This window comes from Xanthomonas arboricola pv. juglandis, from assembly GCF_001013475.1.
Taxonomy (GTDB): domain Bacteria; phylum Pseudomonadota; class Gammaproteobacteria; order Xanthomonadales; family Xanthomonadaceae; genus Xanthomonas; species Xanthomonas arboricola.
This window is the reverse complement of the sequence record NZ_JZEF01000002.1, coordinates 747,890-774,638: the sequence shown is the minus strand read 5'-3', so window position 1 is coordinate 774,638 and position 26,749 is coordinate 747,890. Positions and strand designations below refer to the sequence as shown.

27 protein-coding genes and 2 tRNA genes are annotated in these 26,749 nt (G+C 65.8%); 10 read left to right on the top strand and 19 right to left on the bottom strand.

Annotation, left to right across the window (positions count from 1 at the left end; translation table 11 throughout):
• The first annotated feature begins 131 nt into the window (after positions 1 to 131).
• From XARJCFBP2528_RS08760 to XARJCFBP2528_RS08750, 3 genes are read left to right on the top strand one after another with little or no spacing between them, the layout of a single operon-like run.
• Complete coding sequence (locus XARJCFBP2528_RS08760) at positions 132 to 758, top strand: DUF4126 domain-containing protein (RefSeq protein ID WP_024938188.1); 627 nt, start codon at positions 132 to 134, stop codon at positions 756 to 758.
• 38 nt (positions 759 to 796) lie between these two features.
• Entirely contained in the window at positions 797 to 2,755 is a 1,959-nt protein-coding gene (locus XARJCFBP2528_RS08755; protein ID WP_047124585.1) for an EAL domain-containing protein, read from the top strand.
• 39 nt (positions 2,756 to 2,794) lie between these two features.
• Positions 2,795 to 5,062 carry an ATP-binding protein gene (locus tag XARJCFBP2528_RS08750; RefSeq protein WP_026064301.1) on the top strand — a complete coding sequence of 756 codons (2,268 nt, stop codon included), beginning with the start codon at positions 2,795 to 2,797 and terminating at the stop codon, positions 5,060 to 5,062.
• Between the two features lie 329 nt (positions 5,063 to 5,391).
• On the opposite strand, the gene bfr is transcribed toward XARJCFBP2528_RS08750, so the two are convergent.
• The 3 genes from bfr to XARJCFBP2528_RS08735 form a co-directional block, all read right to left on the bottom strand.
• A complete protein-coding gene (gene bfr / locus XARJCFBP2528_RS08745; RefSeq protein ID WP_016902421.1) occupies positions 5,392 to 5,862 on the bottom strand; it encodes a bacterioferritin in 471 nt (156 codons plus the stop codon).
• Between the two features lie 340 nt (positions 5,863 to 6,202).
• Positions 6,203 to 6,412, bottom strand: coding sequence for a (2Fe-2S)-binding protein (locus XARJCFBP2528_RS08740; RefSeq protein WP_026064302.1), 210 nt, complete (start codon positions 6,410 to 6,412; stop codon positions 6,203 to 6,205).
• A gap of 80 nt (positions 6,413 to 6,492) precedes the next feature.
• Complete coding sequence (locus tag XARJCFBP2528_RS08735; protein ID WP_016902422.1) at positions 6,493 to 7,110, bottom strand: RNA pyrophosphohydrolase; 618 nt, start codon at positions 7,108 to 7,110, stop codon at positions 6,493 to 6,495.
• Between the two features lie 118 nt (positions 7,111 to 7,228).
• Here XARJCFBP2528_RS08735 and XARJCFBP2528_RS08730 point away from each other — a divergent pair.
• Positions 7,229 to 7,305, top strand: a tRNA-Met gene (locus tag XARJCFBP2528_RS08730).
• A gap of 52 nt (positions 7,306 to 7,357) precedes the next feature.
• Positions 7,358 to 7,431, top strand: a tRNA-Gln gene (locus XARJCFBP2528_RS08725).
• Between the two features lie 438 nt (positions 7,432 to 7,869).
• Here XARJCFBP2528_RS08725 and rpsI read toward each other — a convergent pair.
• Both rpsI and rplM read right to left on the bottom strand, forming a co-directional pair.
• Positions 7,870 to 8,262, bottom strand: a complete 393-nt coding sequence (gene rpsI, locus XARJCFBP2528_RS08720; protein ID WP_016902423.1) for a 30S ribosomal protein S9 — start codon at positions 8,260 to 8,262, stop codon at positions 7,870 to 7,872.
• Between the two features lie 2 nt (positions 8,263 to 8,264).
• Complete coding sequence (gene rplM / locus XARJCFBP2528_RS08715; protein ID WP_016902424.1) at positions 8,265 to 8,693, bottom strand: 50S ribosomal protein L13; 429 nt, start codon at positions 8,691 to 8,693, stop codon at positions 8,265 to 8,267.
• Positions 8,694 to 8,874: 181 nt separating this feature from the next.
• On the opposite strand from rplM, the gene coq7 reads away from it, so the two are divergent.
• Positions 8,875 to 9,528, top strand: a complete 654-nt coding sequence (gene coq7, locus XARJCFBP2528_RS08710) for a 2-polyprenyl-3-methyl-6-methoxy-1,4-benzoquinone monooxygenase (protein WP_016902425.1) — start codon at positions 8,875 to 8,877, stop codon at positions 9,526 to 9,528.
• A 250-nt stretch (positions 9,529 to 9,778) separates the two neighbouring features.
• On the opposite strand, the gene XARJCFBP2528_RS08705 is transcribed toward coq7, so the two are convergent.
• Complete coding sequence (locus tag XARJCFBP2528_RS08705; RefSeq protein ID WP_016902426.1) at positions 9,779 to 10,093, bottom strand: DMT family transporter; 315 nt, start codon at positions 10,091 to 10,093, stop codon at positions 9,779 to 9,781.
• Between the two features lie 163 nt (positions 10,094 to 10,256).
• The gene (speD, locus tag XARJCFBP2528_RS08700) at positions 10,257 to 11,051 is read right to left on the bottom strand and encodes an adenosylmethionine decarboxylase (RefSeq protein WP_005990692.1); all 795 of its coding nucleotides are present in this window, start codon (positions 11,049 to 11,051) and stop codon (positions 10,257 to 10,259) included.
• 137 nt (positions 11,052 to 11,188) lie between these two features.
• Between speD and crp the strand changes: the two genes are divergently transcribed.
• Positions 11,189 to 11,881 carry a cAMP-activated global transcriptional regulator CRP gene (gene crp, locus XARJCFBP2528_RS08695; protein ID WP_024938194.1) on the top strand — a complete coding sequence of 231 codons (693 nt, stop codon included), beginning with the start codon at positions 11,189 to 11,191 and terminating at the stop codon, positions 11,879 to 11,881.
• Positions 11,882 to 12,173: 292 nt separating this feature from the next.
• On the opposite strand, the gene XARJCFBP2528_RS08690 is transcribed toward crp, so the two are convergent.
• The 5 genes from XARJCFBP2528_RS08690 to XARJCFBP2528_RS08670 form a co-directional block, all read right to left on the bottom strand.
• A complete protein-coding gene (locus XARJCFBP2528_RS08690) occupies positions 12,174 to 12,890 on the bottom strand; it encodes a haloacid dehalogenase-like hydrolase (protein ID WP_016902427.1) in 717 nt (238 codons plus the stop codon).
• Entirely contained in the window at positions 12,883 to 13,755 is an 873-nt protein-coding gene (gene trpC, locus XARJCFBP2528_RS08685) for an indole-3-glycerol phosphate synthase TrpC (protein ID WP_026064303.1), read from the bottom strand. The genes XARJCFBP2528_RS08690 and trpC overlap by 8 nt, the downstream gene beginning before the upstream one ends.
• A gap of 54 nt (positions 13,756 to 13,809) precedes the next feature.
• The gene (gene trpD / locus XARJCFBP2528_RS08680; RefSeq protein ID WP_016902429.1) at positions 13,810 to 14,847 is read right to left on the bottom strand and encodes an anthranilate phosphoribosyltransferase; all 1,038 of its coding nucleotides are present in this window, start codon (positions 14,845 to 14,847) and stop codon (positions 13,810 to 13,812) included.
• Between the two features lie 116 nt (positions 14,848 to 14,963).
• Positions 14,964 to 15,596: a flavin reductase family protein gene (locus tag XARJCFBP2528_RS08675; RefSeq protein WP_016902430.1), complete on the bottom strand. Its 633-nt coding sequence runs from the start codon at positions 15,594 to 15,596 to the stop codon at positions 14,964 to 14,966.
• Positions 15,597 to 15,771: 175 nt separating this feature from the next.
• A complete protein-coding gene (locus XARJCFBP2528_RS08670) occupies positions 15,772 to 16,350 on the bottom strand; it encodes an anthranilate synthase component II (protein ID WP_016902431.1) in 579 nt (192 codons plus the stop codon).
• Between the two features lie 52 nt (positions 16,351 to 16,402).
• Here XARJCFBP2528_RS08670 and XARJCFBP2528_RS24345 point away from each other — a divergent pair, with 52 nt between their 5' ends.
• Together XARJCFBP2528_RS24345 and XARJCFBP2528_RS23695 are read left to right on the top strand one after the other, a co-directional pair.
• On the top strand, positions 16,403 to 16,834 hold the full coding sequence (locus XARJCFBP2528_RS24345) for an N-acetylmuramoyl-L-alanine amidase-like domain-containing protein (RefSeq protein WP_343122744.1): 432 nt from the start codon (positions 16,403 to 16,405) through the stop codon (positions 16,832 to 16,834).
• A 1,305-nt stretch (positions 16,835 to 18,139) separates the two neighbouring features.
• Complete coding sequence (locus XARJCFBP2528_RS23695) at positions 18,140 to 19,240, top strand: hypothetical protein (protein ID WP_239684999.1); 1,101 nt, start codon at positions 18,140 to 18,142, stop codon at positions 19,238 to 19,240.
• 123 nt (positions 19,241 to 19,363) lie between these two features.
• Here XARJCFBP2528_RS23695 and XARJCFBP2528_RS08650 read toward each other — a convergent pair whose 3' ends face one another.
• Complete coding sequence (locus tag XARJCFBP2528_RS08650) at positions 19,364 to 19,936, bottom strand: lytic transglycosylase domain-containing protein (RefSeq protein WP_223571188.1); 573 nt, start codon at positions 19,934 to 19,936, stop codon at positions 19,364 to 19,366.
• A 134-nt stretch (positions 19,937 to 20,070) separates the two neighbouring features.
• On the opposite strand from XARJCFBP2528_RS08650, the gene xopA reads away from it, so the two are divergent.
• Positions 20,071 to 20,700, top strand: coding sequence for a XopA/Hpa1 family type III secretion system protein (gene xopA, locus XARJCFBP2528_RS24120; protein ID WP_224096812.1), 630 nt, complete (start codon positions 20,071 to 20,073; stop codon positions 20,698 to 20,700).
• A gap of 76 nt (positions 20,701 to 20,776) precedes the next feature.
• On the opposite strand, the gene sctC is transcribed toward xopA, so the two are convergent.
• From sctC to XARJCFBP2528_RS08615, 6 genes are all read right to left on the bottom strand, one after another.
• Positions 20,777 to 22,603, bottom strand: coding sequence for a type III secretion system outer membrane ring subunit SctC (sctC, locus tag XARJCFBP2528_RS08640; RefSeq protein ID WP_026064306.1), 1,827 nt, complete (start codon positions 22,601 to 22,603; stop codon positions 20,777 to 20,779).
• A 174-nt stretch (positions 22,604 to 22,777) separates the two neighbouring features.
• Entirely contained in the window at positions 22,778 to 23,608 is an 831-nt protein-coding gene (gene sctT / locus XARJCFBP2528_RS08635) for a type III secretion system export apparatus subunit SctT (protein ID WP_016902436.1), read from the bottom strand.
• Positions 23,605 to 24,114, bottom strand: coding sequence for a type III secretion protein HrpB7 (locus tag XARJCFBP2528_RS08630; protein WP_016902437.1), 510 nt, complete (start codon positions 24,112 to 24,114; stop codon positions 23,605 to 23,607). Before XARJCFBP2528_RS08630 ends, sctT begins: the two co-directional genes overlap by 4 nt.
• Positions 24,107 to 25,435: a type III secretion system ATPase SctN gene (sctN, locus tag XARJCFBP2528_RS08625; RefSeq protein ID WP_026064307.1), complete on the bottom strand. Its 1,329-nt coding sequence runs from the start codon at positions 25,433 to 25,435 to the stop codon at positions 24,107 to 24,109. The genes XARJCFBP2528_RS08630 and sctN overlap by 8 nt, the downstream gene beginning before the upstream one ends.
• The gene (gene sctL, locus XARJCFBP2528_RS08620) at positions 25,425 to 26,126 is read right to left on the bottom strand and encodes a type III secretion system stator protein SctL (protein ID WP_016902439.1); all 702 of its coding nucleotides are present in this window, start codon (positions 26,124 to 26,126) and stop codon (positions 25,425 to 25,427) included. Before sctL ends, sctN begins: the two co-directional genes overlap by 11 nt.
• The gene (locus XARJCFBP2528_RS08615) at positions 26,111 to 26,740 is read right to left on the bottom strand and encodes a type III secretion protein HrpB4 (RefSeq protein ID WP_016902440.1); all 630 of its coding nucleotides are present in this window, start codon (positions 26,738 to 26,740) and stop codon (positions 26,111 to 26,113) included. Before XARJCFBP2528_RS08615 ends, sctL begins: the two co-directional genes overlap by 16 nt.
• Positions 26,741 to 26,749 lie beyond the last annotated feature (9 nt).

Below are 26,749 nucleotides of genomic sequence, written 5' to 3'. Positions count from 1 at the left end.
CGGACGGGCCGGCGCAGTCATGGGCGGCGTAGTGTGCCAGAGCGCCACTGACCGTCGTGCTGGCGCTGGACCGGCGGTTATCCCAAAGTTCTGCGATAGTTCTGCAATTGTTTGCAGGGATCGACAACGCCATGAGCGAAGCCCATCTGTTCGTGATCGGCATCCTGCTGGCCTGGCTGGCCGGCATCCGTGTCTATCTCACCGTGTTCGGTGTCGGCCTTGCCGGCCTGCTCGGCTGGATCGAGCTGCCGCCCGCCCTGCACCCGGCACAGTCGTGGTGGGTGCTGGGCACCTCCGGTGCACTGGCGGTGGCCGAATTCTTCGCCGACAAGATCCCCGGCGTGGATTCGGGCTGGGACCTGCTGCAGACCTTGGCACGCGTGCCGGCCGGCGCTTTCCTGGCCGCGGCCACGCTGTCGCCGGACGGTGATTTGAGCACCGGCGTGCTGGCCGCCGGCGCCGGCGTGGCGCTGACCAGCCATACCCTCAAGGCCGGCACCCGCGCCTTGCTCAACACCTCGCCGGAACCGGCCAGCAACTGGGTCGCCTCGCTGGCCGAAGACACCATCACCACCACCGCGCTAGCGCTGGCATTGGCGCACCCGTGGCTGGCACTCAGTGTTGCGGTGGGCTCCAGCGTGCTGGCCACGCTGGTGGTGTGGTGGGTCTGGCGACTGCTGTGGCGGGGCATGCGCCGGCTGGTCGCGCCGATGCGTTCCACCACCACGCCGGCTGCACGTCGCTCCCCGCTATCGTGAAGTTCATCGCATAATCATCGCGACTGCAGGGAGTATCGATGGCCGCCCGAGATCCGGTTCCTTTCACCCGTGACGACACCGCCACGCGCAATCGTCCACTGCGCGCCGAAACGCCGCCAGCCGACTATTGGCGCCGCTGGGCCGACAAGGCCGCGGCGGCGTCCACCGTTGCCGAGCCGGTGAGCGCGGCCATCATTCCGGCGCCTGCGCTCGCTGCCGCACCCGCAATGATCGTACCGATGGCGCCAGCGCAGTCCGCTGCTCAAGGCAGCAGCGCGCACGCGACGGCCGCAGCGCCGACATCAACGACTGCCTCAACTTCGCGCGAGGGCGATGACAACGTCGCCGCCGACGCGCCGTATCGCGTGCTGATCGTCGAGGACGACCGCTCGCAGGCGCTGTTTGCGCAGAGCGTGCTGCACGGCGCCGGCATGCATGCACAGGTGGAAATGACCGCCGCCAGCGTGCCGCAGGCGATTCAGGACTACCACCCGGATCTGATCCTGATGGATCTGCACATGCCCGAGCTGGACGGCATCCGCCTGACCACCCTGATCCGCCAGCAGCCGGGCCAGCAATTGCTGCCGATCGTGTTCCTGACCGGCGACCCGGATCCGGAACGTCAGTTCGAAGTGCTCGACAGCGGCGCCGACGATTTCCTGACCAAGCCGATCCGCCCACGCCACCTGATCGCGGCGGTGTCCAACCGCATCCGCCGTGCACGCCAACAGGCGCTGCAGCAGGCCGGCGAACCGGTCAGCGTGCGCAGCAATCCGGAAACCGGCCTGCCGACGCGCGGCCATGTGATGGAACTGCTGGCCGATGCGCTGGCGCGCAAGCAGGCCGGCGGCCTGTTCTTCATCGAAATCGCCAGCGCGCTCGGCCTGCGTGAGCGCTACGGCTATGCCGCCTACGAGCGCCTGATGACCCAGGCCGGGCATCGCCTGGCCAGCGCCGCGCACCCGTATCCACTGGCGCGCTTGAACGACAACAGCTTCCTGCTGCTGGGCGTGGGCATGCCCGAATCCAGCCTGGAACAGTACGCGCTGGAGATCCGCCAGCGGCTGTCGGCGCATGCCTTCCCGGTGCGCGAGGAAGAATCGGTGCACGTGCGCTGCGCCATCGGCGTGGCACCGCTGGGCCTGGGCTTCGACGACACCGGCAGCGCGCTGGAAGCGGTCGAGCGCACCGCGCTGCAGGCACGCCTGCGCAGCGACGGCGTGCAGGCCTATCTGGCCCCCAGCCAGGCCGAACAACAGGAGCAACTGCGCCTGGTTGAAGGCCAGCTCGAACTGGCCTATCAACCGATCGTGGCGGTGGCCGGCGGCGACACCGCGCAGTACCAGGTGCTGCTGCGGCTGCGCCAGGCCGACGGCACGCTGCTGTCGGCCGGCCAGGTGATTCCCGCCGCCGAAGCGGCCGGACGCATCGCCGATCTCGACCAGCAGGTCATGGATCACGCGCTCGGCCTGCTGCATCTGTACCAGCACGCGCACCCGCCGCTGCGGCTGTTCGTGTCGCAGTCGCCGCGCACGCTGGCGCGCGATGCCTTTGCCGACTGGCTGCTCAAGGCGCTGCTCGAGCGCGGCGTGGCCGGGCAATCGTTGATTGTCGACCTGCGCCTGGACGATGCCCTGATCCACGCAGTCACCGTGCAGCAGTTCTGCGCCAAATTGATGCCGGCCGGCGTGCAGTTCTGCCTGAGCCAGTTCGAGCCCGGCGACGAGGCCAACGCGCTGCTAGACCAGTTGCCGCTGAGCTTCGTGCGCATGGCCAACCGCTTCGCCGATGCTCACGGCAACGCGGCAGTCCGCGACGAACTGCGCAGCGTGATCAATATCGCCCATCAGCGCGGCCTGCTGATCATCGGCCAACGCATCGAAGATCCGCAGGCGGCCGCGGCGATGTGGATGAGCGGCGTGGACTTCATCCAGGGCAACCTGGTGCAGACGGTCGGCAAGGAACTGGACTTCGACTTCACGAACGCGGTGCTCTGAGTGACAGCGCGGGCAGGAGGCCTCCGCGCCTGGAGCAGCCTGGCCACGCTGACCGCGCTGGTCGCTGCGCTGGGTGCGGGCCTGCAGTGGTCGGCCATCGACGGGCCGTGGCGCGCAGTGACGGCGCTCTCTGCAGCCCTGGCGGTGGTATTCGGTCTATGCGCTGCCGTTGCCGGCTACCGCAGCGCGCGCGCGCAACACGCCCTGTCGCAACGCCTGGAAGAAGCCGACATTGCCCGTGAACGCCTGCAGCAGGAGCTGCAGCGTCACGGCGAGCTCGAACAGGAACTGTTGCGCGCCAAGCAGGCCGCCGAGGCCGCCACGCTGGCCAAGGGCGAATTCCTGGCCACCATGAGCCACGAGATCCGCACCCCGCTCAACGGCATCATTCCGATGCTGGAACTGATCTCCAGCGGCCAGCTCAGCCTGGACCAGCGCGACATGCTGCAGACCGCCACCGGCAGCTCGCTGCAGCTGCTGCGCATCGTCGACGACATCCTCGACTACTCCAAACTCGAAGCCAACAAGCTCGAACTGGAGATCACCACCTTCAACCTGCGCGAGCTGCTCGACGGCGTCGTGCAGCTATTGCAGCGCACCGCCGAAGGCAAGCAGCTGCGCCTGGGGCTGGATATCGAACCGTCGGTGCGCCTGCTGGTGCGCGGCGACCCGATCCGCCTGCGCCAGGTGCTGGGCAACCTGATCGGCAATGCGATCAAGTTCACCGAGCGCGGCAGCGTCGACATCCAGCTGCGTCGCCTGGGCGAAACCCGCGCCCAGCATCTGCTGCGCTTCCAGGTGCGCGACACCGGCATCGGCATCGCCCCGGATCAGCAGGCACGCCTGTTCCGCTCCTTCGCCCAGGCCGACGCCTCCACCACGCGCCTGTACGGCGGCACCGGCCTGGGACTGGCGATCTGCAAGCGCATCATCGACCTGATGGGCGGCCGCATCGGCGTGGAGTCCGAACCCGGGCGCGGCGCCACGTTCTGGTTCGAAATCCCGCTGCTCAAGGTCATCGGCGACCTGCAGCACAACACCGGCGCCGATGCCGCGCGGGTGATGGTGATCAGTTCCGACACCCGCCTGTCGCAACGCCTCAAGCGCCTGCTCGACAGCTGGGGGGTGTCGCACGTGCTGATGGAAACCACCCAGGAAGCGCTGGAGCGGGTGCGTCGCCACAGCGACAGCGAAGGCTTCCGCTGCGTCATCGCCGACCACGACACGCTGCGCTACAGCGCACGCGCCGTGCATCGCGCACTTGCGCGCCCGGACGACCTCAGCGGCGCGCGCCTGATCTGGCTGTACGGCGACGAGCCGGTGCCGTCCGAGCTGCAGGACAATGCCACCCTGGTGCCGCGCCAGAGCCCGGACGAGACCCTGCGCTCGCTGGTGCTGCCGCCCGAGCCAAGGCCGGCCCACGCGGCCACGCTGGCCGCGGCGATGATTCCCGATCCGATGGCGCCGGCGCTGGCCAACGCGCGCGACGTGCGCATCCTGCTGGTGGAGGACAACCCGGTGAACCTGCTGGTCGCGCAGAAGCTGCTGGCCGTGCTCGGCTTCGACGCCGATACCGCCACCGATGGCGAAGCCGCGCTGAGCAGCATGGAGTCCACCCGCTACGACATGGTCTTCATGGATTGCCAGATGCCGGTGCTGGACGGCTATGCCGCCACCCGCCGCTGGCGCGCGATGGAAACCGAGAGCGGTGGCCGCCCGATCCCGATCGTGGCGATGACCGCCAACGCCATGGCCGGCGATCGCGAACGCTGCCTGGCCGCCGGCATGGACGACTATCTGTCCAAACCGGTTGCCCGCGAGCAGCTCTACGCCTGCCTGCAACGCTGGCTGCCGCGCCAACCGCTGCTGCCTGGCCCGGCCACCGGCAGCCAGGCCACAGGCGACCCCGAAAGCACCAGCAGCGTCGCACAGGCACGTGCCCTGCCGATCCTGGACAACAGCGTGATCGAGGAGCTGTACGAGGTGGCGGGCGCGGACACCATCACCATCCTGCAGCTGTTCCTGGAAGACGCGCCGGGCATCATCGAGCGCCTGGAAACCGCAGCCACCAACCGCGACAGCATGCAGCTGCGCGATCTGGCGCATACGCTCAAATCCTCCAGCGCCAACGTCGGCGCCCAGGCGCTGGCCAATGCCGCGCGCCGGATCGAACTGGCCGCGCGCACCGGCACCATCGAACGCCCCTCGGTGATGGTGGCGCTGGTCATCGCCGAATACGCACGCGCCCGCCTGGCGCTGCTCGGCCAGGTCGCCCGCCTGCAGGCCAAGACCCGCGCCGCCGGCTGACCGCGCAAGCCTGCAGCCGACGACAGAACCGCCAGGCAACACAGTCGAAGACATCCCGAAAAGAAAAATCTCGCCTCACTCGCGCCGGGGCGAGAAGGCAGGGTTTGCGCGCCACTGGCGCGCGTGCCCTAGAGCGCCCGCGTCGCAAACGCGGGCTGGGGCGCGGCTTAGGTCGCGCGCGAAGCCACATGCGGCCAATCACAGCGACAGCGCGACACCCATGCAGCGCCCGCAGCGCCTGCATGCTCCCCAGCAGTGCAGACGCTTACTGACTCAGCCCCTCTTGCGCTGATCCCGGCACACCGCCGACCAGCACCGCACCGAGCGCCTCAGTCGTCCAGCTTGGTCAGCAGGTAATTCGGCTCGCCGATGCGCGCCACCAGATCCAGCTGCGTTTCCAGCCAGTCGACGTGCTCTTCTTCCGACTCCAGGATGTCCACCAGCAGCTGGCGGCTCACGTAATCGTTGACGGTTTCCGCATAGGCCACGGCCTCGCGCAGCACCGCAACCGCCTCGCGCTCCAGCGCAAGATCGCAGCGGAACATCTCGGTGGGGTTCTCGCCGATGCGCAGCTTGCCCAGCGCCTGGAAATTCGGAAGTCCTTCGAGAAACAGGATGCGGTCGGACAGCTTGTCCGCATGCTTCATCTCGTCGATGGATTCCTTGTACTCATGCTCGGCCAGTTCTTTCAGGCCCCAGTTCTTCAGCATCTTGGCGTGCAGAAAGTACTGGTTGATCGCAGTGAGTTCGTTGTAGAGCACCTTGTTGAGGTACTCGATGACCTTGGTATCGCCCTTCATGCGATGTCTCCGAGACAGTGAGCCGGCCGCACTGTAGCGCGTTGCCGCGGCGCATGAAGGAACGCGAATCGTGATCAGTTGCGCGACGCCTGCCCGATCCCGGGTGGGCCGTCATCCGGCCTGTCGCAGGAGCGGAGCTCCCATCGATCATTCGCCGAATGATCGTTGCAGATTGCCGATCGACCATGACTGCAGTCGATCCCGGACCGACCGCGTGACCGGCAGCCAGGAAGGCGACCCATCGATTGCGCCTTAGTGGCGCGAGGGTAAAACGGAAGTGGGACCCAGCAACCCCGGCGACCTGCTTCCAGCAGCTGCTGTCGGCACCGCGCCGAAACGCTCAGGCAGCGCTGGCAAGTCCCAGTATGGGCAGCGGCAGGGCGCGGCTCGCATGGGCCTGGCTCAGCACGTCGCCCGCCATTTCCAGGCATGACCCACAATTCGAACCACAGCCGGTGCGCATGGTCAGCTCGGCCAGGCTGGCGCAGCCATTCTCGGCCGCTTCGCGGATCTGGTGGTCGGTGACCCCATTACAGATGCAGACGTACACGGTATCGGTCGGGTGCTGGCGATCCGGAGAGGACCGGTACCGATTGCACCGCAAACGAGAATAGGTGTCAATTCCAAACGTTAATCATTATTAATCCGCACCGCGCGAGGCCCGCCCCGCTTGCGTGGGCGCTTGCGCGGACTGTCGTGCCCGGCCGCGCTGCTGCCCGGCAACCAGGCCTCCAGCGCGCGCTCGGGCATCACCCCGACCGCCGCCGAGCCCGCGATGGTCTGCGCCAGTGGTGCCAGATGACGCAGCGCGCGCGCATAGACCCCGCGCTTGAACATCACCACATGCTCGACCGGATACCAGAAATCCACCCAGCGCCAGTGATCGAACTCCGGCGTGTCGGTGTGGTCGAGCTTGAGATGGGATTCGTGGCCGATGAACTGCAGCAGGAACCACACCTGCTTCTGGCCAATGCAGACCTGACGCTCGTTGCGCCGTACTGCCCGGCTCGGCAGGCGATAGCGCAGCCACCCAGGGGTGGCACCGAGCAATTCGACATGCTCGGGCAACAACCCGGTTTCTTCGCGCAACTCGCGGTACATGGCTTCTACGGGTGTCTCATCGGTATTCATGCCACCTTGCGGGAACTGCCAGCCGTCCCTGCGCACACGTCGTGCCCAGAACACCTGACCATCCTCTCGCATCAGCACGATGCCGACGTTTGGCCGGAAACCGTCCGGATCGATCACGATGCGGACTCCTGAAAATCTACTGTCACCGACTCTGCCACGGCGACGGCCGGCTCACAAGCTGAAAACGAAATGCTTGACAACACGCGAGCGCTTGGTAAGAATTACCGGCTCCCTAGGCTATGTAGCTCAGCCGGTTAGAGCACAGCACTCATAATGCTGGGGTCGGTGGTTCGAGTCCACCCATAGCCACCAAGGTGTTCATGCGCACACAGGCATGCAATAATCTTGGCCCAACACGTTTTATTGCCCCGTCGCCAAGCGGTAAGGCACCTGACTCTGACTCAGGCATCGGTGGTTCGAATCCATCCGGGGCAGCCAAACACGAAAGGTCCGATCTGACGATCGGGCCTTTTTTGTTGCCCAACTGCTTCTGCCCAGCACAGCGGGAATGGGGCGCGCGCGCAACCCGCCCCGAGGTCGAATAGCGATCGCCGCAGGCGACGCCCCACCCCGCCCTCGTCCGGAAGGGATGCTGCGCCAGCCAGGCGAGGCACCACCCGCAGAACTGGCCACTCGCAAGCAGCACCCCGGCCGCCGCGCGCAGGCGCCGCCACCGCTGCCACTTGCTACGAGATGACCACCCAGCGTTTGCGGAAGCCGCCAGGCCCGGCCAAAGAAACCTGCCTCGCAACCCAGCACATCGCAGGCACCGACTGCAGGCGCCCACTGCGCAGACCCCAAAACGACAAAAGCCCGGCATGGCCGGGCTTTTGAAGCAGGCGCCCCGGCGAACCGGGACGCAACAAACGCGATGGATCAGCGCTTGGAGAACTGGGTCGCGCGACGGGCCTTGTGCAGACCGACCTTCTTACGCTCGACTTCGCGAGCGTCACGGGTCATGAAGCCGGCCTTGCGCAGCTCGGACTTCAGGGTTTCGTCGTACTCGACCAGTGCACGGGCGATGCCCAGACGGATCGCACCGGCCTGACCGGTGGTGCCGCCGCCGGAGGCGGTGACCAGGATGTCGAAGCTTTCGGTGTTCTTGGTGAGTTCCAGCGGCTGACGCACGATCATGCGTGCAGTCTCACGGCCAAAGAACTCGTCCAGCGGACGGTCGTTGACGGTGATGTTGCCGGTACCCTTGCGCAGGAACACGCGAGCGGTGGAGGACTTGCGGCGGCCAGTGCCGTAGTTTTGCGTGATAGCCATGATTAGATATCCAGAACTTGCGGCTGCTGGGCGGCGTGCGGATGCTCGGCACCCGAATAGACCTTGAGCTTGCGGTACATGGTGCGGCCCAGGGGGCCCTTCGGCAGCATGCCCTTGACGGCGATTTCGATCACGCGCTCCGGGTGGCGCTCCAGCGCCTGCTCCAGGCTCTCGGTCTTGAGGTTACCGATGTAGCCGGTGAAGCGGTGATACTTCTTGTCTTTCAGCTTGTTGCCCGTGACCACGATCTTTTCGGCATTGATCACCACGAGGTAATCGCCGGTATCGACGTGCGGGGTATAAACCGGCTTGTGCTTGCCGCGCAGACGGCGGGCCAGTTCGGTGGACAGACGGCCGAGCGTCTTGCCGGCGGCGTCAACGAGATACCAGTCGCGCTGGACGGTCTCGGACTTGGCGGTGAACGTAGTCATGAGAAAACTCTTGAGTGGTCGGGCGGATTGCAGCGGCAATGACCGCTGGAACTTTGCCACGCGTTGTGAAGGCGAAACAGAAGAGGCGGGATTGTACGGGACGATACAAGGCCACGCAAGTCGCCGGCTGGCCGGAGCGCTGGCGGTTGGCAGCGGCTCGGTCCGGGGCCAGAATCGACGCATGACCCAGATCTCCTCTTTCCGACTGCATAGCCCGCTCGACCGGCTGCTGGTCGAAGCCCAGCGCGCGCTGGACACGGTATTCGGCAATCCGCCCGCCGAGCGGCCCAACCCGGCCGCTGACACCCCCGACGTCGCACTGGAACCGGACCAGCGTCGCCACGCCGCCGGCTTGATGCGGATCAACCACGTCGGCGAAGTCTGCGCGCAAGGCCTGTATTTTGGCCAGGCCGCGGTCGCCCGCGATGCCCACACCCAGCACCATCTGCTGGAGGCGGCGCAGGAAGAAACCGACCATCTGGCCTGGTGTGCCGACCGCCTGCACGAGCTGGACAGCCGCCCCAGCCTGTTCAACCCGCTCTGGTACGCCGGCAGCTACGCGCTCGGCGCCCTGGCCGGATTGCGCGGCGACGACTGGAGCCTGGGCTTCGTGGTCGAAACCGAGCGCCAGGTCGAAGCCCATCTGGACGAACACCTGGAAACCCTCCCCGAGGTCGACCAGCGCAGCCGCGCGATCCTGCGCGTGATGAAGATCGACGAAGCCCGCCACGCCGACCAGGCCGAACAGGCCGGCGCGCGCCTCCTCCCGCCCCCGATCCCCAGCGCCATGGCCCTGGCCTCCAAGCTGATGAAAGCGGTGGCGTACCGGCTGTAGCCGGCGGGATTGGGGATTGGGGATTGGGGATTGGGGATTGGCGGCCGGCGGCCGGCGGCCGGCGGCCGGCGGCGCCCAGCAAACCATGCCCACACCTCGCAACACCCCACTGGAGCAGAGCCCCCTTTGTTAAGGGGGCGCGCCGAAGGCGGGGGGATAGGCTGCTACGAAGTGGGGCCCAAGGTTTGCTACGCAAACCTTGGGGGGTCAGGCCCACGCAGTGGGGCTGACCACGCAGGACTGACCACGACTAGCCCACCAGCTTCAGCCCGATCACCCCGGCCACGATCAGGCCGATGCAGGCCAGACGCGACCATGACGCGCTGTCGCCGAACAACGCGATGCCGGCGATGGTCACGCCCAGCGCGCCGATCCCGGTCCAGATCGCGTAACCGGTGCCGACCGGAATGGTCTTCAGTGCCTGGGTCAGGAACCACAGGCTGATGCCCGCCAGACCGATCGTCAGCACGGTCGGCCACAGGCGGGCGAAGCCGTCGCTGTACTTCAGGCCCATGGCAAAACCGATTTCGAACAGGCCGGCCAGCAGCAGATAGATCCAGGGCATCGCATCACTCCTCACTTGAAAAACGCAAAAAAAAAAGCGACCCAGTGTTTGCACACTGGGCCGCCGTCGGCTGTGGAACGCGAGATCATCGCGTGGCGGGCCGTCCCGCCTTGGTTCTTTCGCGCGCCTGCAGGCAGGTCGCGCAACAGCTCGCTCGCTGCGCTTACTCGCTCAGATTGCGTCCGTGGAACAGTTCTTCGATCTCGCGCTTGAGCAGCGTTTCGATCTTCATGCGCTCCTTGAACGAGAGGTTCTTGGCGCGCTCCTCGAACAGGTACTGGTCCAGGTCGAAGTCCTTCAGGTGCATCTTGGTGTGGAAGATGTTTTCCTGATAGACGTTCACGTCGAACATCTCGTAGCGCGACTTCACGTTCTTGGCGAGGAAGTGCTGGATCGAGTTGATCTTGTGGTCGATGTAGTGCTTCTTGCCCTTCACATCGCGGGTGAAGCCACGGACGCGGTAATCCATGATCACGATGTCCGATTCCAGGCTCTCGATCAGGTAGTTCAGCGCCTTCAACGGCGAGATCACGCCGCAGGTGGCGACGTCGATATCGGCGCGGAACGTGGCGATGCCTTCCTGCGGATGCGTCTCGGGGTATGTATGGACAGTGATATGACTTTTGTCCATGTGAGCAACCACGGCATCGGAGATCAGCTCCTTACCAGCCTGCTTCTTGTCGATGACGGGCTCTTCCGAGATCAGGATCGTGACCGATGCGCCCTGCGGATCGTAGTCCTGACGTGCGATATTGAGGATGTTGGCGCCAATGATCTCGGCAACATCGGTCAGGATCTGCGTCAGACGATCGGCGTCGTACTGCTCATCGATATATTCGATGTAGCGCTGACGCTCCTCTTCGGTACGCGCGTAACAGACGTCGTAGATGTTGAAGCTCAACGCCTTGGTGAGGTTGTTGAACCCCTGTAGCCTCAGGCGAGGCAACGGCTTGACCACGTCGGTCTGTCCTTATGGAAGGCGGGAAAGGGAACAATTATGAGCCAAAGATCCCAGCAACGAAATGCCGATGTTAAGAATGGTTTACCTTGCATGACTCATGCCGTTAAGCTTCAGGAATTACACGCGGAACTACCATGAGCCCAGGAAACACGACGGTTGTGACTACGACGGTACGTAACGCTACCCCTTCTCTGGCGCTGGACGCGGGCACGATCGAGCGTTTCCTGGCGCACAGCCATCGCAGGCGCTATCCGACCCGGACCGATGTGTTCCGGCCAGGAGACCCGGCTGGCACCCTCTACTACGTGATCAGTGGCTCGGTGAGCATCATTGCCGAGGAAGATGACGATCGTGAGTTGGTGCTGGGCTACTTCGGTAGCGGCGAGTTCGTCGGCGAGATGGGGTTGTTCATCGAATCCGATACCCGCGAGGTGATCTTGCGCACCCGCACCCAGTGCGAGCTGGCCGAGATCAGCTACGAGCGGCTGCAGCAGCTGTTCCAGACCAGTCTGTCGCCGGATGCGCCCCGCATCCTGTACGCGATTGGCGTTCAGCTGTCCAAGCGGTTGCTCGATACCACAAGGAAAGCCAGCCGCCTGGCGTTCCTGGACGTGACCGACCGCATCGTGCGCACCCTGCACGATCTGTCCAAGGAGCCTGAAGCGATGAGTCACCCGCAGGGCACCCAGCTGCGCGTATCGCGGCAGGAACTGGCACGGCTGGTGGGTTGTTCGCGCGAAATGGCCGGGCGCGTGCTCAAGAAGCTGCAGGCCGACGGCCTGCTGCATGCACGCGGCAAGACCGTCGTGCTCTACGGCACCCGCTAAGCGGCTGTGGTCGCGGCTGGTGCAGCACTGCACCAGCCGCAGCTTGAACCGCATGCCGCACGGTATGCGGACTGATGCAGTCGGGCGCGCTGCGCCGCCGCGTGCTGCGTGCGTGCTGTGCATTACTAGCTGCTTACCCTTCCCTGCTGCTCCGGCGGGCTTGGCCTGACCAGTAAATCTCGGTGAACAGCCGTCGGGTGCGCGCGAATCAAGCCGTGTGTCTGCGCAGTAGCTGCCGAGCCCGAATACCTGCTGTGTCCGCCGGGCTGCGCGCCGCTACCGGCGCCAGGCGCTACAGCGCCTTGCCACCGCGATCGCGACATCCCCAGTTGAGGATCGGCGTGCCGGCCGGCAGCACCTGCCGAAACAGCGCTTCGCGATTGGCCTTCGGATTGACCACCACCGGCGCACGCGCGGCCTTCAACAGCGGCAGATCCGCGGTGCTGTCCGAATAGGCAATGGCGATGTCGGCATAGCCGCGCTCGCGCAGCATGCGCATCTTCTCTTCGTTGTGGCAGTGACGTCGCGCGGTGACCGCACCCAGGCGTGGGCCGACCAGGCTGCCGATCACCGGCACGTCCTGATGGGCGACAAAGCCGAGAATGGCGCGCGCCAGTTCCGGCGGCGCGCCGGTGGCCACCACCACACGGTCGCCGGCAGCGCGGTGGTCGGTGAACACCTTCAGGGCGTGCGGCAACAGACGCTGCCGGATCTGCGCCTCATGCTTGAGCACGTACGCATCGATGAAACGGTTGAACTCGCGCGTGCGGTGCAGGCCGAAGGTGGCGATCCACACATACCCGGACACGCCGCGGCGGCGGGTCGGCAGCATCGCCACCATCGGGCCGAGGATCGGCGAGGCCAACAGCGCCACCAGCAGACGCAAGGGGTTGCGCTTGATCAGCCAGGCGAACAGATGGCTGCCGGAGTCGCCGTCATACAGCGTGTGGTCGAAATCGAAGACCACAAGCGGTGCGTCGTCGCGCGGTACGGGATACGCCTCAGTCATGCGCGAAGAATAGCTGACGCAGCGACTCGCCGGGTTCGGGCGCGCGCATGAAGGTCTCGCCGACCAGAAACGCGTTCACGCCGTGGCTGCGCATCAACTGCACATCGGCCGGAGTGACGATGCCGCTTTCGGTGACCAGGATGCGGTCGCGCGGCACGGCGGCGCGCATGTCCAGCGTGGTCTGCAGCGTCACTTCGAAGGTGCGCAGATTGCGGTTGTTGATGCCCACCAGCGGTACCGGCACCTGCACCGCGCGCTCGAGCTCGTCGATGTCGTGCACTTCCACCAGCACGTCCAGGCCCAGCTGCATGGCCAGGCCGGACAGCTCGGCCAGTTGCCCATCGTCCAGGGCCGAGACGATCAGCAGGATGCAATCGGCGCCGAGCACGCGCGCCTCGTAGACCTGATAGGGGTCGACGGTGAAATCCTTGCGCAGCACCGGCAGCGTGCAGGCCTCGCGCGCCTGGCGCAGATAGGCATCGGCACCCTGGAAGAAGTCCACATCGGTCAGCACCGACAGGCAGCTGGCGCCGCCGAATTCATAACTGACCGCGATGTCGGCCGGATGGAAGTCGGGCCGGATCACGCCCTTGGACGGGCTGGCCTTCTTCACTTCGGCGATCACCGCCGGTTCGCCGGCGGCGATGCTGGCCTGCATGGCAGCAGCGAAACCGCGCGTGAGCGGCAGGTCGGCGCTGCGCGCGATCAGCTCGGCCAGCGGCACGCGCGCACTGCGCTCGGCGATTTCTTCGGCCTTGCGGGCGAGGATGGTGTTGAGGATGTCGCTCATCGTATCGGGTCCTGGCGGGCGGGCATTATCGGTCAAGACGGCCGCAACTGACCGCCACGCGCCAGCGCGCAGCATGCCAGCGGGATTGTGAGGATGCCGATGCCATGCTTGCCGGTGCGGTGGGAAGGGTCAGGCCTGCGGGGCAATCTGCCGGGTGAAGGCGACATAGGCGTCCAGCTTTGCACGCGCCGAGCCATCGGCCAGGACCGCACGCGCACGCACGACGCCGTCGGCGATGCTGTCGGACACGCCTGCCACGTACAGCGCCGCCCCGGCATTGAGCGCAACGATGTCCAGCGCCGGGCCGGGCACATTGTCCAGCACCTGCAGCAGCATCGTGCGCGACTGCGCGGCATCGGCCACCTTGAGGTTGCGGCTGGCCGACATGGCAATGCCGAAATCCTCCGGATGCACTTCGTATTCGCGCACCTGGCCATCGCGCAGCTCGCCGACCAGGGTGCCGGCACCGAGCGAGAGTTCGTCCATGCCATCGCGCCCCCACACCACCAGCGCGCGCTCGGCACCGAGTTCCTGCAGCACGCGCGCCTGGATGCCGACCAGGTCCGGATGGAACACGCCCATCAGGATGTTCGGCGAGCCGGCCGGGTTGGTCAGCGGGCCGAGGATGTTGAAGATGGTGCGCACGCCCATTTCGCGGCGCACCGGCGCCACCACCTTCATGGCCGGATGATGCACCGGCGCATACATGAAGCCGATACCGGTCTGCGCCAGCGAGGCGGCAACCTGCTCGGGCTGCAGCTCGATCGCCGCGCCCAGCGCCTCCAGCGCGTCGGCACTGCCGGACTTGGACGAGACGCTGCGGTTGCCGTGCTTGGCGACCTTGGCACCGCCGGCGGCGGCCACGAACATCGCGCAGGTGGAGATGTTGAAGGTATGCGAGCCATCGCCGCCGGTGCCGACGATGTCGACCATGTGCTGGCGATCACTCACGTCCACGCGACGCGAGAACTCGCGCATCACCGTGGCTGCGCCGGCGATCTCGCCGATGGTTTCCTTCTTGACCCGCAACCCGGTGAGGATGGCGGCGACCATCATGTCCGAGACCTCGCCACGCATGATCTGGCGCATCAACTCGACCATTTCGTCGTGGAAGATTTCGCGGTGTTCGATGGTGCGTTGCAGGGCTTCTTGCGGGGTGATGGGCATGGACGAGGACCGTGGCAAAACGTAAGAAAGATAGGCGACAGCGAGGTGGATCGATCAATCCTGGCGCTGCAGTCGCGCATGGCGGCAATGCCCTGCAGCGACGCGGCGCGCAGCGCTCACTGGCCCGGGCGCCGCATGCGGAAGCGCGCCTGCGCCTGCACTTCGAAATAGTCGGCGGCACCGCCGGCGCGCAGAATCGTCTGCACGGCTGCGGGATCGTAGATGCCGTCCTGCAACGCCGCGTGCGCCAGATGCACGCCGACCACTTCGCCCAGGACCAGCCAGGTTTCGATGGCCTGCCCGGCTGCGCTCTGCAGCGGCAACAGCTGGCTGAGCCGGCATTCGAAACTGACCGGGCTGGCCGCCACGCGCGGGGCACCGATCAGCCGCGACGGCGCCATCTGCAGCTCGGCCAATACGAACTCGTCGACCTCCGCCGGCACCATCGCCGCACTGGCGTTCATCGCCTCGGCCAACGGGCGCGTGGCCAGGTTCCAGCTGAACTCGCCGGTGGCTTCGATATTGCGCAGGCTGTCCTTGCGGCCGATGCTGGCGAAGCCGACGATCGGCGGCACGTAATTGAACGCATTGAAGAAGCTGTAAGGCGCCAGATTGGCGATGCCCTCGGCGCTGCGCGAGCCGATCCAGCCGATCGGCCGCGGACCGACGATGGCGTTGAACGGATCGTGCGGCAGCCCGTGGCCCTGGCCTGGTTCGTAGAAGTGGAAGCTGTCGCTGGCGGTGCTCATCGTGATCCGGATGCAGGTGTGAACGAAGCGAGGCGGGAAACCCGCCGCATGCTATCGCGTAGGTCATTGCAGGCATTACGCGCATGGGTCGCCGGTGCATCGATGGCGCCGAAGACTGCATCGAGACTGACGAAGATTGCGGCGGCCCTTGCGACGTGCGCGCTGCGCATTTCGATCAACGCTGCAGGAAGTTCTTCAGCAAGGCCTGACCGTGCTGGGTCAGGATCGACTCGGGATGGAACTGCACGCCTTCGACCGGAAACTGGCGATGACGCAGGCCCATGATCTCTTCGATCGAGCCATCCGGATTCTCGGTCCAGGCGGTGACTTCCAGCGCGTCGGGCAAGGTGGTCTTGTCCACCACCAGCGAGTGGTAGCGGGTGGCCTCGTAGCTGTCCGGCAGGCCGGCGAACACGCCCTTGCCCTGATGGCGGATCGGCGAGGTCTTGCCATGCATGATGTTGTCGGCGCGGATCACATCGCCGCCATAGACCTGCCCGATGCTTTGATGCCCCAAGCACACGCCCAGGATCGGCGTGGTCTGGCCCAGTTGCTCGATCAGCTGCAGCGAGATACCGGCCTCGTTCGGGGTGCACGGGCCGGGCGAGATCACGATGCGCTCGGGCCTGAGCGCGGCGATCTGATCCACGCTCATCGCGTCGTTGCGCACCACCGTGACCTCGGCGCCCAGCGCCTGCAGGTACTGCACGAGGTTGTAGGTGAAGCTGTCGTAGTTATCGAGCATCAGTAACATTTCAAGCCTATCTCTTTGTTTTTAAAGGGCAAAAGCCCGAAACAATCCGCCGATACCCGCCCTGATCCCTTTCAGCCCGTCTGGATACCCAAGCTGCCGGGGAGCGAGCAACACCGAAGCATATCTTCGCACGGGCTCGCTCAGCGCTCCTGTATCGAATCACCGCGATCAGCGTGCAGATGCGCGATCCATTCTGTCCCTCTCCCCGAACCACCTGCCCGGCCTGCCGGTCGTCGACCGGGCTGTCACCTATATCCCCACCGAGCACATCGACGGCAGCGTCATCCGCAAGCTGCGCACCGGGGATTTCATCGGCATCTATACCCATCTGGCCGGGCAGGATGTCACGCACGTCGGATTCTTCGTCATGACCGACACAGGCCCGGTGTTACGCAACGCCTCCTCCCGCAAGGGAAAACGAAAAGGTCGTCGACTCGCCCTTCATGGAATACGTGGCGAGAACGCCGGGAATCATCGTTTATAGAGCCAAGGAGTAAACGTCACCTCTGCCTCCCTGTCGGCCGCCCACCTGGCCGCGTCGGCTATAGAGGATGCGACGTCCGCACGAAAGCAACAGCCAGCGCGCTGGCATGACGCGACTCAGGCGGCCTGCAGCTGAGCGATCTTCGCTGGACCGCGCGGGGCCGATGCCTGGAAGGGCGCGCGTGTCCGCCATCCACAATGCCGCGTGCTTCTTCATCCCGCATCTCCCGAAGAAACAAGCCTGCCCGCGTGACCGGGTTTGCTCCTGTGCATCGATTGGTACTCAGGCGGCCAGCATCATGGCCGCATCCCGAGCTCGCTGCTTGCGCTGGCTCCTCAATCGAACCACGCTGCATCTCGACAGGGCTCGTCGCTGCGAGCACGACGGGGTGGCCGGGTAGGCGAAGACCCGCGCGACAGCAGACACATTTCATCTGCATGAGAAATGCACTTTTCCGTTATGGAATGATCATTTCGCAGGTGAAGCGCCCCGGGTCTGCAGCTCGATGTCATTTTCGAGTCACTGACGACGATGACGCATGCCACACAAGGTGGCCGTGAATGCCAGGCACGCCTGAGCACTTCGATTGCACGCTGGGAAGTCCGCACTGCAATTCTCCGAACCGTTGATGGCGGCAGCTGCGCCAGACCGTGTCTACATGGCGCACGTCGACCGTGCTGTCGCGCGCGTGGCCCTGCCAACAGCGAGCTGTGCGCTGCAATCGAGGCCGGCACCTCCATGCGCCCATCGAATGAGGTGCCAGCCATCGATGCCTCACGTCAGCAGCCGCGCAAGCCCGGGCGGCAGCACGCCGCCCTTCCCCCACAGCGAGGACATGCCGTGATGAAGACCCCTTCAGCCAGTGCTTCCCAGCCACCACGACCGACCGATACAGACGTCGTGATCGACATAGCGCCGCCACAACAGCACAACGCGGCGCCGACGCCTGCGGCGAACCCCGCATTGTCGCGCCTGGCTCCCAGACCGTCCGGACGGCGCAGCAACCCGGAACGCGGCACAGGATCCGGCAACGCTATCGATAGAAACCAGCACGGCGGTGAGAGCCCGCTGCTGCATGCCGAGAACAGCACCAGCGAGCGCTTCTTCGACACCGTAGACTTCTTGCCAGCAGTGGACCCGTCGTCCATTGACCACGAACACGCTGCACCACCGGATCCGCCGGTGCCCACACCTGCAGCCACCACCACGCCGACACGCAGCGAGCGCTTGGGTGCACTGGCTGCATCGATCAGGACCGGTGCAGTGCGTGGCGCAAGCGCCGTGTTCGGGCCGACTGCCAGCGCGGTGGCGGCGGCAGCGCACGGCATAGTCCCGACCAGTTTCGACGGACAATACCTGGGTGCTGCGCTGGGCCATCTGGTGCACCAGGCCAGTTCGGTGGGACCGACCACGTTCGCACGTGAGTTGCTGGGCGAAGGATTGTTTGCCGCACTCCGCCAGCTTCCGCCCGAAGCGGTGGTCGCCATGCAGGCCGTCTCCGGCACGCTGCAGATGGCGCTGCATACGCTGCGACGCAACCGCGAGAACCGAAATCCGGATGCGGCTGCGCGGGGCTTCCACAATCTCAGTCTCGAACAGTGGGATGCACTGTCCGTCCAAGAACAGGGAAGCAGGAGAGAAGAACAGCAGCATTATTCGAATCTGGTCACCCGGCTCGCGTTGGGCGGCATTCTGAGCAACATCGCCGTGGGTGCGGCAGGCAACGCATCCGGCCAACCGGAGCTGGCTGCCAGGCTGCTGGCCAGCGACCTGAAGATCGCCGCCTATGCCGCAGCCCGCGACACCATCCAGGCCACCTTCAAAATGGTGGGAATGCAAGACCCGGCCCGCTCCAATGGTGGCATCAGCGATCCGCACATCACCAGCGCCGGCAGGTTCTACGGCATGGCCAACTTGCTGGCCAACCTGGCGTCGAACGAGCTGGCATCGCCGGACTTTGCAGCGGCCCGGCAGCGCTGGGCCGGCCTGAACTCGCCTTTCACCAAGGGCGAGGCAACCAGCGTCATCTTGCGTCAATCGGCGATGACGGCGGCCTTGAATGTCGGCCTGGAAACGGCGGACTGGATCAACTTCACCCAGCACGAAGCCGACCAGGCCGGGACCAAGCAGATCTGGGAACCGGAGTGGAAGGGCAAGCGCGAGGATTACGAGAGGGTCATGGATCATTCGGTCGCCCGCACGGCCGCCATCAATTCCAATATCGCGCTTGGTACCGCCATCAACATGATTGGCGCCTGGGTCGGGCTGTCGCCCGCACGCAGCGGCCTGCTCTCCAACACGGTGTCCGGCGTGGCCGCCGGCATGCAGTATAAGACCATCGGCGGCACCTGGCAGGCCGATGGGGCCGTTCGCGCAGCCGAGGCGGCTTGCTCGCAGGCCGGGTAAGCACGGCGATCAAACCACCGCGCTCGCCATCCGGCGGGCGCGGTGTGTATTCACCGCACAGCCTCTGGGCACGCAATGCGGGCAGGCAAGCAACGCAGTGCGCCATCGCTGCGTGCAGCAGCGTTACTCGACGACCACGCCGCGCTTGCTCAGAATCGCGTGGATTGCATGCGCATACTTGTCGCGCTCGGCCGGCGTTTCGGAATGATAGGCACCGACGGCGGCCCAGGTATTTCCGTATTTATTGGTCATCTCGCGCAGCCGCCAGGCGGCGACATACACGCTGACGCACGGCTGCATCAACGCGTCCCTGGAGATGCCGTAGCTGGAAAGACGGCGCAGGTGGATCGAGTTGATCTGCATCTTTCCGTAGTCGACCGTGCCGTTGTTGTTGCGATGGATCGCGTCGGCACGGCCGCGTGATTCCTGCCATGCGATGGCGCGCAACACCCATGGATTGACGTGTTGATAACCGGCTGCTTCTTCGAAGCAGTCTGCGCGTGCGAGTGGCGCGGCGCACAGCAACGCCGCCGCAATCAACAACCGGCGCCGGGAAGCGGCTGCCTGCCTGGGCCGGAGCGCGTAGCAGTGCTCGCCCACGGGCAGGCTTCTGGAGAGTGTGGCCCACTGCTGTGGACGGCGAACACCCGTGCCGTGCACAGCCGGACACGTGGTCGGCGTATCGGTCTCTGTCATGTCTGTCACCTGATCGTCGTTGATTCCAGCAACGCCGCGGAGTGGACAGGCATCCCCGGCTGATCCAAACCCCGCTCGATCGCAACACCATAACGGCACCATGCACGCGCATGCACTTGCTGCACGAAACGTCTATGACCAAAACGAAATCACCCCACGCATCGTTGCAATGCAGCTTTTTTTTGGCGTATTCCGGGTATTTTTCCGCCGCGACGTTCGCAAGCGAAAGCGCGCTTTCGCGTCCTGGCCGATGCATCACCGGCACCTCTTCTACCGTGCGGACGGGGCAATGCAGCGTCCCCGTTGCGACCCTGCCGTGGCAGCTTTCCGGCAACCGCGATGTACCCAGTCAACCACATGAGACGGGAATCACCATGGACTCATCTATCGGAAACTTTTCCAACTTCAGCAGCAACGTGCAGACGATGGGCATCGGCCCCGAGCAAACCCAGGACTCCGGTCAGCGCTCGTCTTCGGCTGGCTCCGAGCAACAGCTGGATCAGTTGCTCGCCATGTTCATCATGATGATGCTTCAGCAGAGCCAGGGCAGCGATGCCAATCAGGAGTGCGGCAACGACCAGCCGCAGAACGGTCAGCAGGACGGCCTGAGTCCGTTGACGCAGATGTTGATGCAGATCGTGATGCAGCTGATGCAGAACCAGGGCGGCGCTGGCGGTGGCAGTTCGGTCAACAGCAGCCTGGGCGGCAACAGCCTGGGTGGCGGTTTCAACGCCAACCTGTCGAGCATCACCGGCCAGGCCTGATCGGCACTGCGTGCAGGCTGCCGGGCCATGCGGCAGCCTGCACGTTGCAACACCATCGACTGCCCCACTGCCTTGCTCAGGGCGAGACGATATGCGGGGTCAGCAGGAACAAGCGCTGCAGCCGTGACCCGCCCTGCTGGCGATGCTTGAACAGGTTACCCACCAGTGGAATCCTGGACAGCCCGGGCACCTTGTTCAGATCGGTCTGATCGGTATCCTGGGCATAGCCGGCGATCAGCAGGCTCTGGCCTTCGTTGACGAATGCCTGCGTGGTGATCTCGCTGGAAGTGATGACGGGAATGCCATCGACGGTATTGGCGCCCAACTGCCCGTCTTCGATACGCACATCCAGGCGCATCTGTCCGTCGGGCGAGCCCGGCACCACACTCGGCAAAACGCGTAGCGACACACCGGCGGACAGGTTGTAGAGGTCCGCGGATGCGTAACCGCTGACACGCACGAAGGCCTGCTGCTTGTGGTCCATCACCGCCTCCACATTGTCCAGCGTCGCCACCTGCGGGGTGGACACGATCTTGGCCTTGTTGGTCTGCTCGAGCGCCGACACACGCGTCATCAGGTAACGCCCGGCGTCTCCCAGAACTGCTGTCAAGGTGCCGCCCAACGGAGCGCTTGCACCTGCCACCGCCGCACCGCTCAAGCTGCCGTCGTAGCCAAGCTGGCCGCCACGGCCGTCGCCGGTCTGCACATCCACACGCCGGCTGTGGAAGCGCCAGTCCACGCCCAGATCCTGCATGGCGCCGTCGCGGATCTCGATGATGGTGGCATCGATCTGCAGCAGCTTGGGGCGGTTGTCGAGCTGCTGGATCAAGCTGCCATAGGCTGCCATGCGCTCCGGGCGGTCGCGGATGAGGATGGCATTGGTGCGCGGGTCGGCTTCGATCACCGGCGCGTCCGATGCCAACTCGCCGCCGCTGCCTGCATCCACCGCCAGTGGCGCGTCGCGTCTGGCCTGGCTCATCTCCGGCCACACACTGGCTGGCGCATTGGCGCCCGTACCCGGCAACGGCGGGCTGACCGGCACCCGATCCGACGGCGAGCCACCGCCGAACCACGACGCAGGCAAGCCGAGAATGCCATTGCCGCCGTTGCTGCCGCCGCCGTTCTGGGCCTGACCGTTGTTGCCGAAGGTATTGGACGAACCGCCGCCGATCGGTTGCACCCGCCCGAAATTGGCACCCGGCCCGGGCAGCACCGCAGTGGGCGCGCCATGCACGCCGTACATGCTGCGCAACAGGCTGGCCATGCCCGGCACCTGGACGTCCTGCCCACCGATGCGGGTGCTGTGATCGGCGGCCTGCGCGTAATGCAGCTGAAACACCTGCACCTCGGTGGCATCGCGTTGGCGCGCGCCCTGCGCGACCTGCCGGGCGATCGCAGCGACGGTATCCACATAACCCGGCGGGCCGGACACCACCGCCACGTGCGCCGCCTCGTCGTAACGGACCGGAAAGCGCGGATCGTCAAGCCGCATGCGTGCAAGCGCATCGCGCAGCGCACTGGTCGATGCAGCACCCAGATTCAAGGTTGCATTCTTGGTTTCGTTGGCGCCCCAGATCCTGAGCACGGCACCGTCGTAATACCAGACGAAGCCGAACGTCGCAGACAGATCGTCGAGGAATTTCTGCGGGCTGGCCTCGAACTTGCCACTGAGCGTGCCGGTCACTTCCGGCGAAATCCAGGTGGTGATGGATTGGCTGGCGGACAGGTCGCGCAGTACCTCCTTGAGATCCTTTTGGTCGGCGACGTATTTGAAGCTGCGCGAATGCCATGGCACCTGCGCCGCAGTGGCGTGCGACGGCAGCAGCGGCAGCAGGCTCAATAGCAACGCGGCGGCCAATGGTGCACGTCGATGGCGGTGAACTGGAGGACAGGCGTATGCCATGGCGTTCCCTCTGCGAGGCAAGTGAAAGAAGTCGATGGGGCGGCACCTGGCAGGCAGGCGTCGTCCGGGATTGCGTGCCGGATGCAGGCGACTGTAGACACGGCGTCAAATAGCAAATCCGGGGTTGGTGCGGTCAGTGTAGGCAGCGCACCGCAGGCGATGTCTCAACAATGATCAATTCGCTGCGCCCCCTTTGCCGCCGATGTTGGCGGCATCGTGCAACTGCTGCTGGAAGTGGATGAAGCTAAGTGCGTCACCGGATTGCGCAATGAACACGCTGGTCAGCAACGCGAGCAGCAGCAGCGCCAGGACCCCACGGATCGGCTGGCTCAGATTGGAAGGCTCCAGCTTGTCGGCAGCGCGGGCCACAAAGCCGATGGCCAGATCCACCAGCACCAGCACCAACATCAGCGGTGCGGACAGTTTGACGATTGCGGCCATCATGCCGTCGGTCTGCTGGATGACGAAGGATTCGGCGACCGCCCCCATGTCCGGCGTGAGCTGACTCAGCGGCCACCAACGAAACGATTCGAACAGCGTACCGAGCAGCATCAGCATGCCGCCCAGCGCGTAGAAGGACACGATCGCCAGCTGCATCAACACCGTGGAGACCGGCGTGCTCTGCTCACCGCTCAGCGGGTTGGTCATCTGCACGTTGTTGTAGCCGGACACATCGTCGATCAGCAGGCCAACGCTCTCGGCAACCCAGAACACCGTTGATGCGGCAAACCCGATCAGCAGGCCGATGAAGGCTTCCTTGAACACCAGCCCGACCAGGCCGGCTGCTTCGATCCTGGCCAGCGCATCGGCCGGCTGTCCGTAGGCGATGAAGGAGCTGAGCACATAGATCACGCCGTTGCGCGCCATCCCTGGAAGACTGTCCTGCGCCGTGGCCGGCAGCACGAAGAACATCACGAACACGCGCACCCCGCACAACGCCAGCAGGGTCAGCAGCGACACGCCCTGGGACGACAGCGCCAGCAGCGCGGTGGCGGTGTCGCTCATCGCCGTACTCCGCGCGCGGCACGATGCAGGCGCAGCCCGACCAGGGCCTCGATCGCGTCTTCCTCTTCGGCCGCGTCGCGTTGTGCCTGCCAGGCACGCTGCGCGCGGGCGGCTTTCTGCGCATACACATCCGCCTGGGCCTGCAGTTTGCTCAGTGCCTGTTGCACTGCTGCGGCCTCGTCGCGTGCGCTCTGCACCGCCTGCGTCGCTGCGACCAATGCCTGCTCTGCAGCGCGGCAGCGCTCTTCCAGCACGGCGCGGAAGCGCTGGTGCTGCAGGATCGCCTCGATGCCGATCGGCTCACCCGCGCCGGCCTTGTCGGCCAGCGTGGCATCGAAGGCGGCCAGACGCGCGGTGCAGGCGCTGGCCTCCTGACTGCAACTGACGCGTTCGCGCTCGCACTGCTCGAGCGCCCGCCTGCAGTCGCTCAGGCGCTCCTGCATCCGCTGGTAACGGCGCGTCTTCAACTGCTGCAACGTCGCCCAGGTGCTGGCACGCTCACGCATCGTCGATCACGCCGGCAAGCTGCTCCAGGGTAGTGTCGTAGTCGCTGAGCTGATCGGTGGGCTGGCTGAGGAAGTCGCGAATCGCGTCGATCCTGGCGATTGCTTCGTCGGCGACCGCATCGCTGCCCTGGCGGTATTCGCCGACCTGCAGCAAGGTCTCCACCTCGTTGTACTTGGCCAGCAGACGCCGCAGCTGGCCGGCGTACCGGCGTTGCTCGGCAGACACGATCTGGCTCATCACCCGGCTCAGGCTTCCCAGCACATCGATGGCCGGGTACTGGTTTCTGGCGGCGATCTCGCGCGACAGAATCAGATGCCCATCCAGGATGCCGCGCACTTCCTCGGCGATCGGATCGCTGCCGGTGTCGTCCTCGGCCAGCACGGTGTAGAAGGCGGTGATCGAGCCGGTCTCGCCCATGCCGGCACGTTCGAGCAGGCGCGGCAACTCGGCGAACACCGACGGCGGGAAGCCGCGCCGGGTGGGCGGCTCGCCGGCGGCCAGGCCGATCTCGCGTTGCGCGCGGGCAAAGCGCGTCAGCGAATCCATCATCAGCAGCACGCGCAGGCCCTGATCGCGAAAATATTCGGCGATGGCGGTGCCGACATAGGCCGCCTTGGCGCGCTCGATGGAAGAGCGGTCGGAGGTGGCGCACACCACCACGCTGCGCGCCAGGCCATCCTGGCCAAGAATCATCTCGATGAACTCACGCACTTCGCGTCCGCGCTCGCCGATCAGCACGATCACGTTGACGTCGCACTGCGTACCGCGCGCGAACATCCCCATCAAGGTGCTCTTGCCGACGCCGGCTGCGGCGAAAATGCCCATGCGCTGGCCTTCGCCCAGCGTCATCAGGCCATCGACGATGCGCACACCGGTCGGTAGCGGCTGTTCGATCAGGCGCCGGCGCATCGGATCCGGCGCCTGTGCCTGGATCTGGACCCAGCCGTCGCCGGCGACCGGCCCCTGGCCGTCCGCCGGCTCACCCAGGCCATCGAGTACGCGCCCCAGCAGCGCCTCCCCGACCGGCACCGCCAAGGGGCGCCCCGATCCGATCACGCGCGTCTCGCGCGACAAGCCCACCAGCTCGCCAAACGGCGCCAGCAAGGCGAGATGGCGGCTGAAGCCCACCACCTCGGCACGTTGCAACAGCGTGCCGTCGCGCTGGCGCAACTCGCATACCTCGCCCAGGCTGACCTGCACCCCGGCGACCTTGAGCATGGTGCCGATCACCTCGACCACCTTGCCGTAGCGACGGCCGAAGGCCAGCGCGGCCAGTTCGCGCTCGAGCGTTGCCTCCAGCACCGGCATCTCAGCAGACATCCGGCACCGCCTGTGGCGCGGCCAGCACGCGGCGGATGACCCGCTGGAGGCTGCGCAGCTGATCGCGCAGATCGGTCTCGAACACGCCGGTATCCCATTCGCACACGCAGGCACCCAAGGCCAGCGTCGCATCGCCGCACAGTTCCACCGGCATGGCCCAGCCTGCGGCCGCGGCGGCCGCATCGAAGGCGCGCCGTGCGTCGTCCAGCGCATCGGGATGCACGCTCACCCGCAGGGCTTTCGCCTCGTCCAGGGCGCCATCCAGCGCCTGTGCGGCGCGCGCGTACAGCGCAGCGGGATCGTGCCCGTGGAGGACCTGTTCGCAAGCGTGTGCGACGATCTCGGCCAGACGCGCGCGGGCGCGCTGCGCGGCGTCCTCGGCCGCGAAGGCATGCCGCACGCCGCGCTCGTTCCACGCGTCGAGCTGACGGCGCAGCCCCGCTGCATAGCCCAGGCGTGCACTGCGCTCGGCCTTGTCCTGGGCATCCTGGAGGATCGTCTCGGCCTGTTGTTGGGCGTCGTCGATCAGCGCCTGCGCATGCGCCTGGGCGTCCGCCAGCGTCTGCGCGCACCGCGCGTGCACCTGTGCAGTCGCTGCGTCCAGTTCCAGCACACAGGCCAATGCCTCGCGGGGGACGACGTCGCCGTCCAGTCCCACCGCCTCCTGCGTGGACCTCAGCCACAGACGCATGGCAGCTCCGGCAGCAAGGTGGGAAGCGCCTGCAGGAAGGCATCGCTGGCGCCATCTGCAGCGACAGGCGCCACGCGGGCAGCGCCCAACGGCAAGGACAGCGCGATCACCTTGGCGATGCAGGGGTCGGGCCAGGCGCCATCGGCCGCCAGGCGACGCCAGCCATCGCCGACCCATGCTGCCGGGTCGGCATCGCGCGGCAACAGCGGCACTGTCATGCCGGTGACTGCGCGATGGCGCACATGCTCAAGCACCGCCGGCCCCACCCACTGCTCGAACCAGGTCAGGCGCTCGCGTTCGATACAGCGGCGCAGCGCCAGTGCGCGCGAAAACACTGCGCGGCTCATCAACACCTTGGCGAGCAGATCCGGCGCGAGCACGACCAACCGATTGGCCAGCGGATCCAGCGCCGAAACCTGCATGCGCGAGCATCCCGACCAGGTCTGGATCACGCGCACACGGCGCTGCTCCGGTGCCCGTTCCCAGCCCAACGCAGCGACCGGACCCAGCCAGTGCGCCACCCGCTCTGCCTCCAGCGATTGCGCCAGCATGGACACGGCCGCCGTCCATCGCTGAAGCCACAGTGCCGCGTTGTCGATGCGTGCCTTGTCCATCCGCCGGCC

Bases quoted from the DNA above. Each gene is read 5' to 3' on its own strand.
- sctL (WP_016902439.1), bottom strand. From the start codon at position 26,126: ATGCGTCTGTGGCTGAGGTCCACGCAGGAGGCGGTGGGACTGGACGGC.
- XARJCFBP2528_RS08650 (WP_223571188.1), bottom strand. From the start codon at position 19,936: ATGACAGAGACCGATACGCCGACCACGTGTCCGGCTGTGCACGGCACG.
- trpC (WP_026064303.1), bottom strand. From the start codon at position 13,755: ATGCTGCGCGCTGGCGCGTGGCGGTCAGTTGCGGCCGTCTTGACCGAT.
- xopA (WP_224096812.1), top strand. From the start codon at position 20,071: ATGACCAAAACGAAATCACCCCACGCATCGTTGCAATGCAGCTTTTTT.
- rplM (WP_016902424.1), bottom strand. From the start codon at position 8,693: ATGACTACGTTCACCGCCAAGTCCGAGACCGTCCAGCGCGACTGGTAT.
- trpD (WP_016902429.1), bottom strand. From the start codon at position 14,847: ATGCCCATCACCCCGCAAGAAGCCCTGCAACGCACCATCGAACACCGC.
- coq7 (WP_016902425.1), top strand. From the start codon at position 8,875: ATGACCCAGATCTCCTCTTTCCGACTGCATAGCCCGCTCGACCGGCTG.
- XARJCFBP2528_RS08630 (WP_016902437.1), bottom strand. From the start codon at position 24,114: ATGCGTGAGCGTGCCAGCACCTGGGCGACGTTGCAGCAGTTGAAGACG.
- XARJCFBP2528_RS08670 (WP_016902431.1), bottom strand. From the start codon at position 16,350: ATGTTACTGATGCTCGATAACTACGACAGCTTCACCTACAACCTCGTG.
- XARJCFBP2528_RS08615 (WP_016902440.1), bottom strand. From the start codon at position 26,740: ATGGACAAGGCACGCATCGACAACGCGGCACTGTGGCTTCAGCGATGG.
- crp (WP_024938194.1), top strand. From the start codon at position 11,189: ATGAGCCCAGGAAACACGACGGTTGTGACTACGACGGTACGTAACGCT.
- sctN (WP_026064307.1), bottom strand. From the start codon at position 25,435: ATGTCTGCTGAGATGCCGGTGCTGGAGGCAACGCTCGAGCGCGAACTG.
- bfr (WP_016902421.1), bottom strand. From the start codon at position 5,862: ATGAAGGGCGATACCAAGGTCATCGAGTACCTCAACAAGGTGCTCTAC.
- XARJCFBP2528_RS08755 (WP_047124585.1), top strand. From the start codon at position 797: ATGGCCGCCCGAGATCCGGTTCCTTTCACCCGTGACGACACCGCCACG.
- XARJCFBP2528_RS08675 (WP_016902430.1), bottom strand. From the start codon at position 15,596: ATGAGCACCGCCAGCGACAGCTTCCACTTCTACGAACCAGGCCAGGGC.
- sctT (WP_016902436.1), bottom strand. From the start codon at position 23,608: ATGAGCGACACCGCCACCGCGCTGCTGGCGCTGTCGTCCCAGGGCGTG.
- XARJCFBP2528_RS08690 (WP_016902427.1), bottom strand. From the start codon at position 12,890: ATGACTGAGGCGTATCCCGTACCGCGCGACGACGCACCGCTTGTGGTC.
- sctC (WP_026064306.1), bottom strand. From the start codon at position 22,603: ATGGCATACGCCTGTCCTCCAGTTCACCGCCATCGACGTGCACCATTG.
- XARJCFBP2528_RS08760 (WP_024938188.1), top strand. From the start codon at position 132: ATGAGCGAAGCCCATCTGTTCGTGATCGGCATCCTGCTGGCCTGGCTG.
- rpsI (WP_016902423.1), bottom strand. From the start codon at position 8,262: ATGGCTATCACGCAAAACTACGGCACTGGCCGCCGCAAGTCCTCCACC.
- XARJCFBP2528_RS08705 (WP_016902426.1), bottom strand. From the start codon at position 10,093: ATGCCCTGGATCTATCTGCTGCTGGCCGGCCTGTTCGAAATCGGTTTT.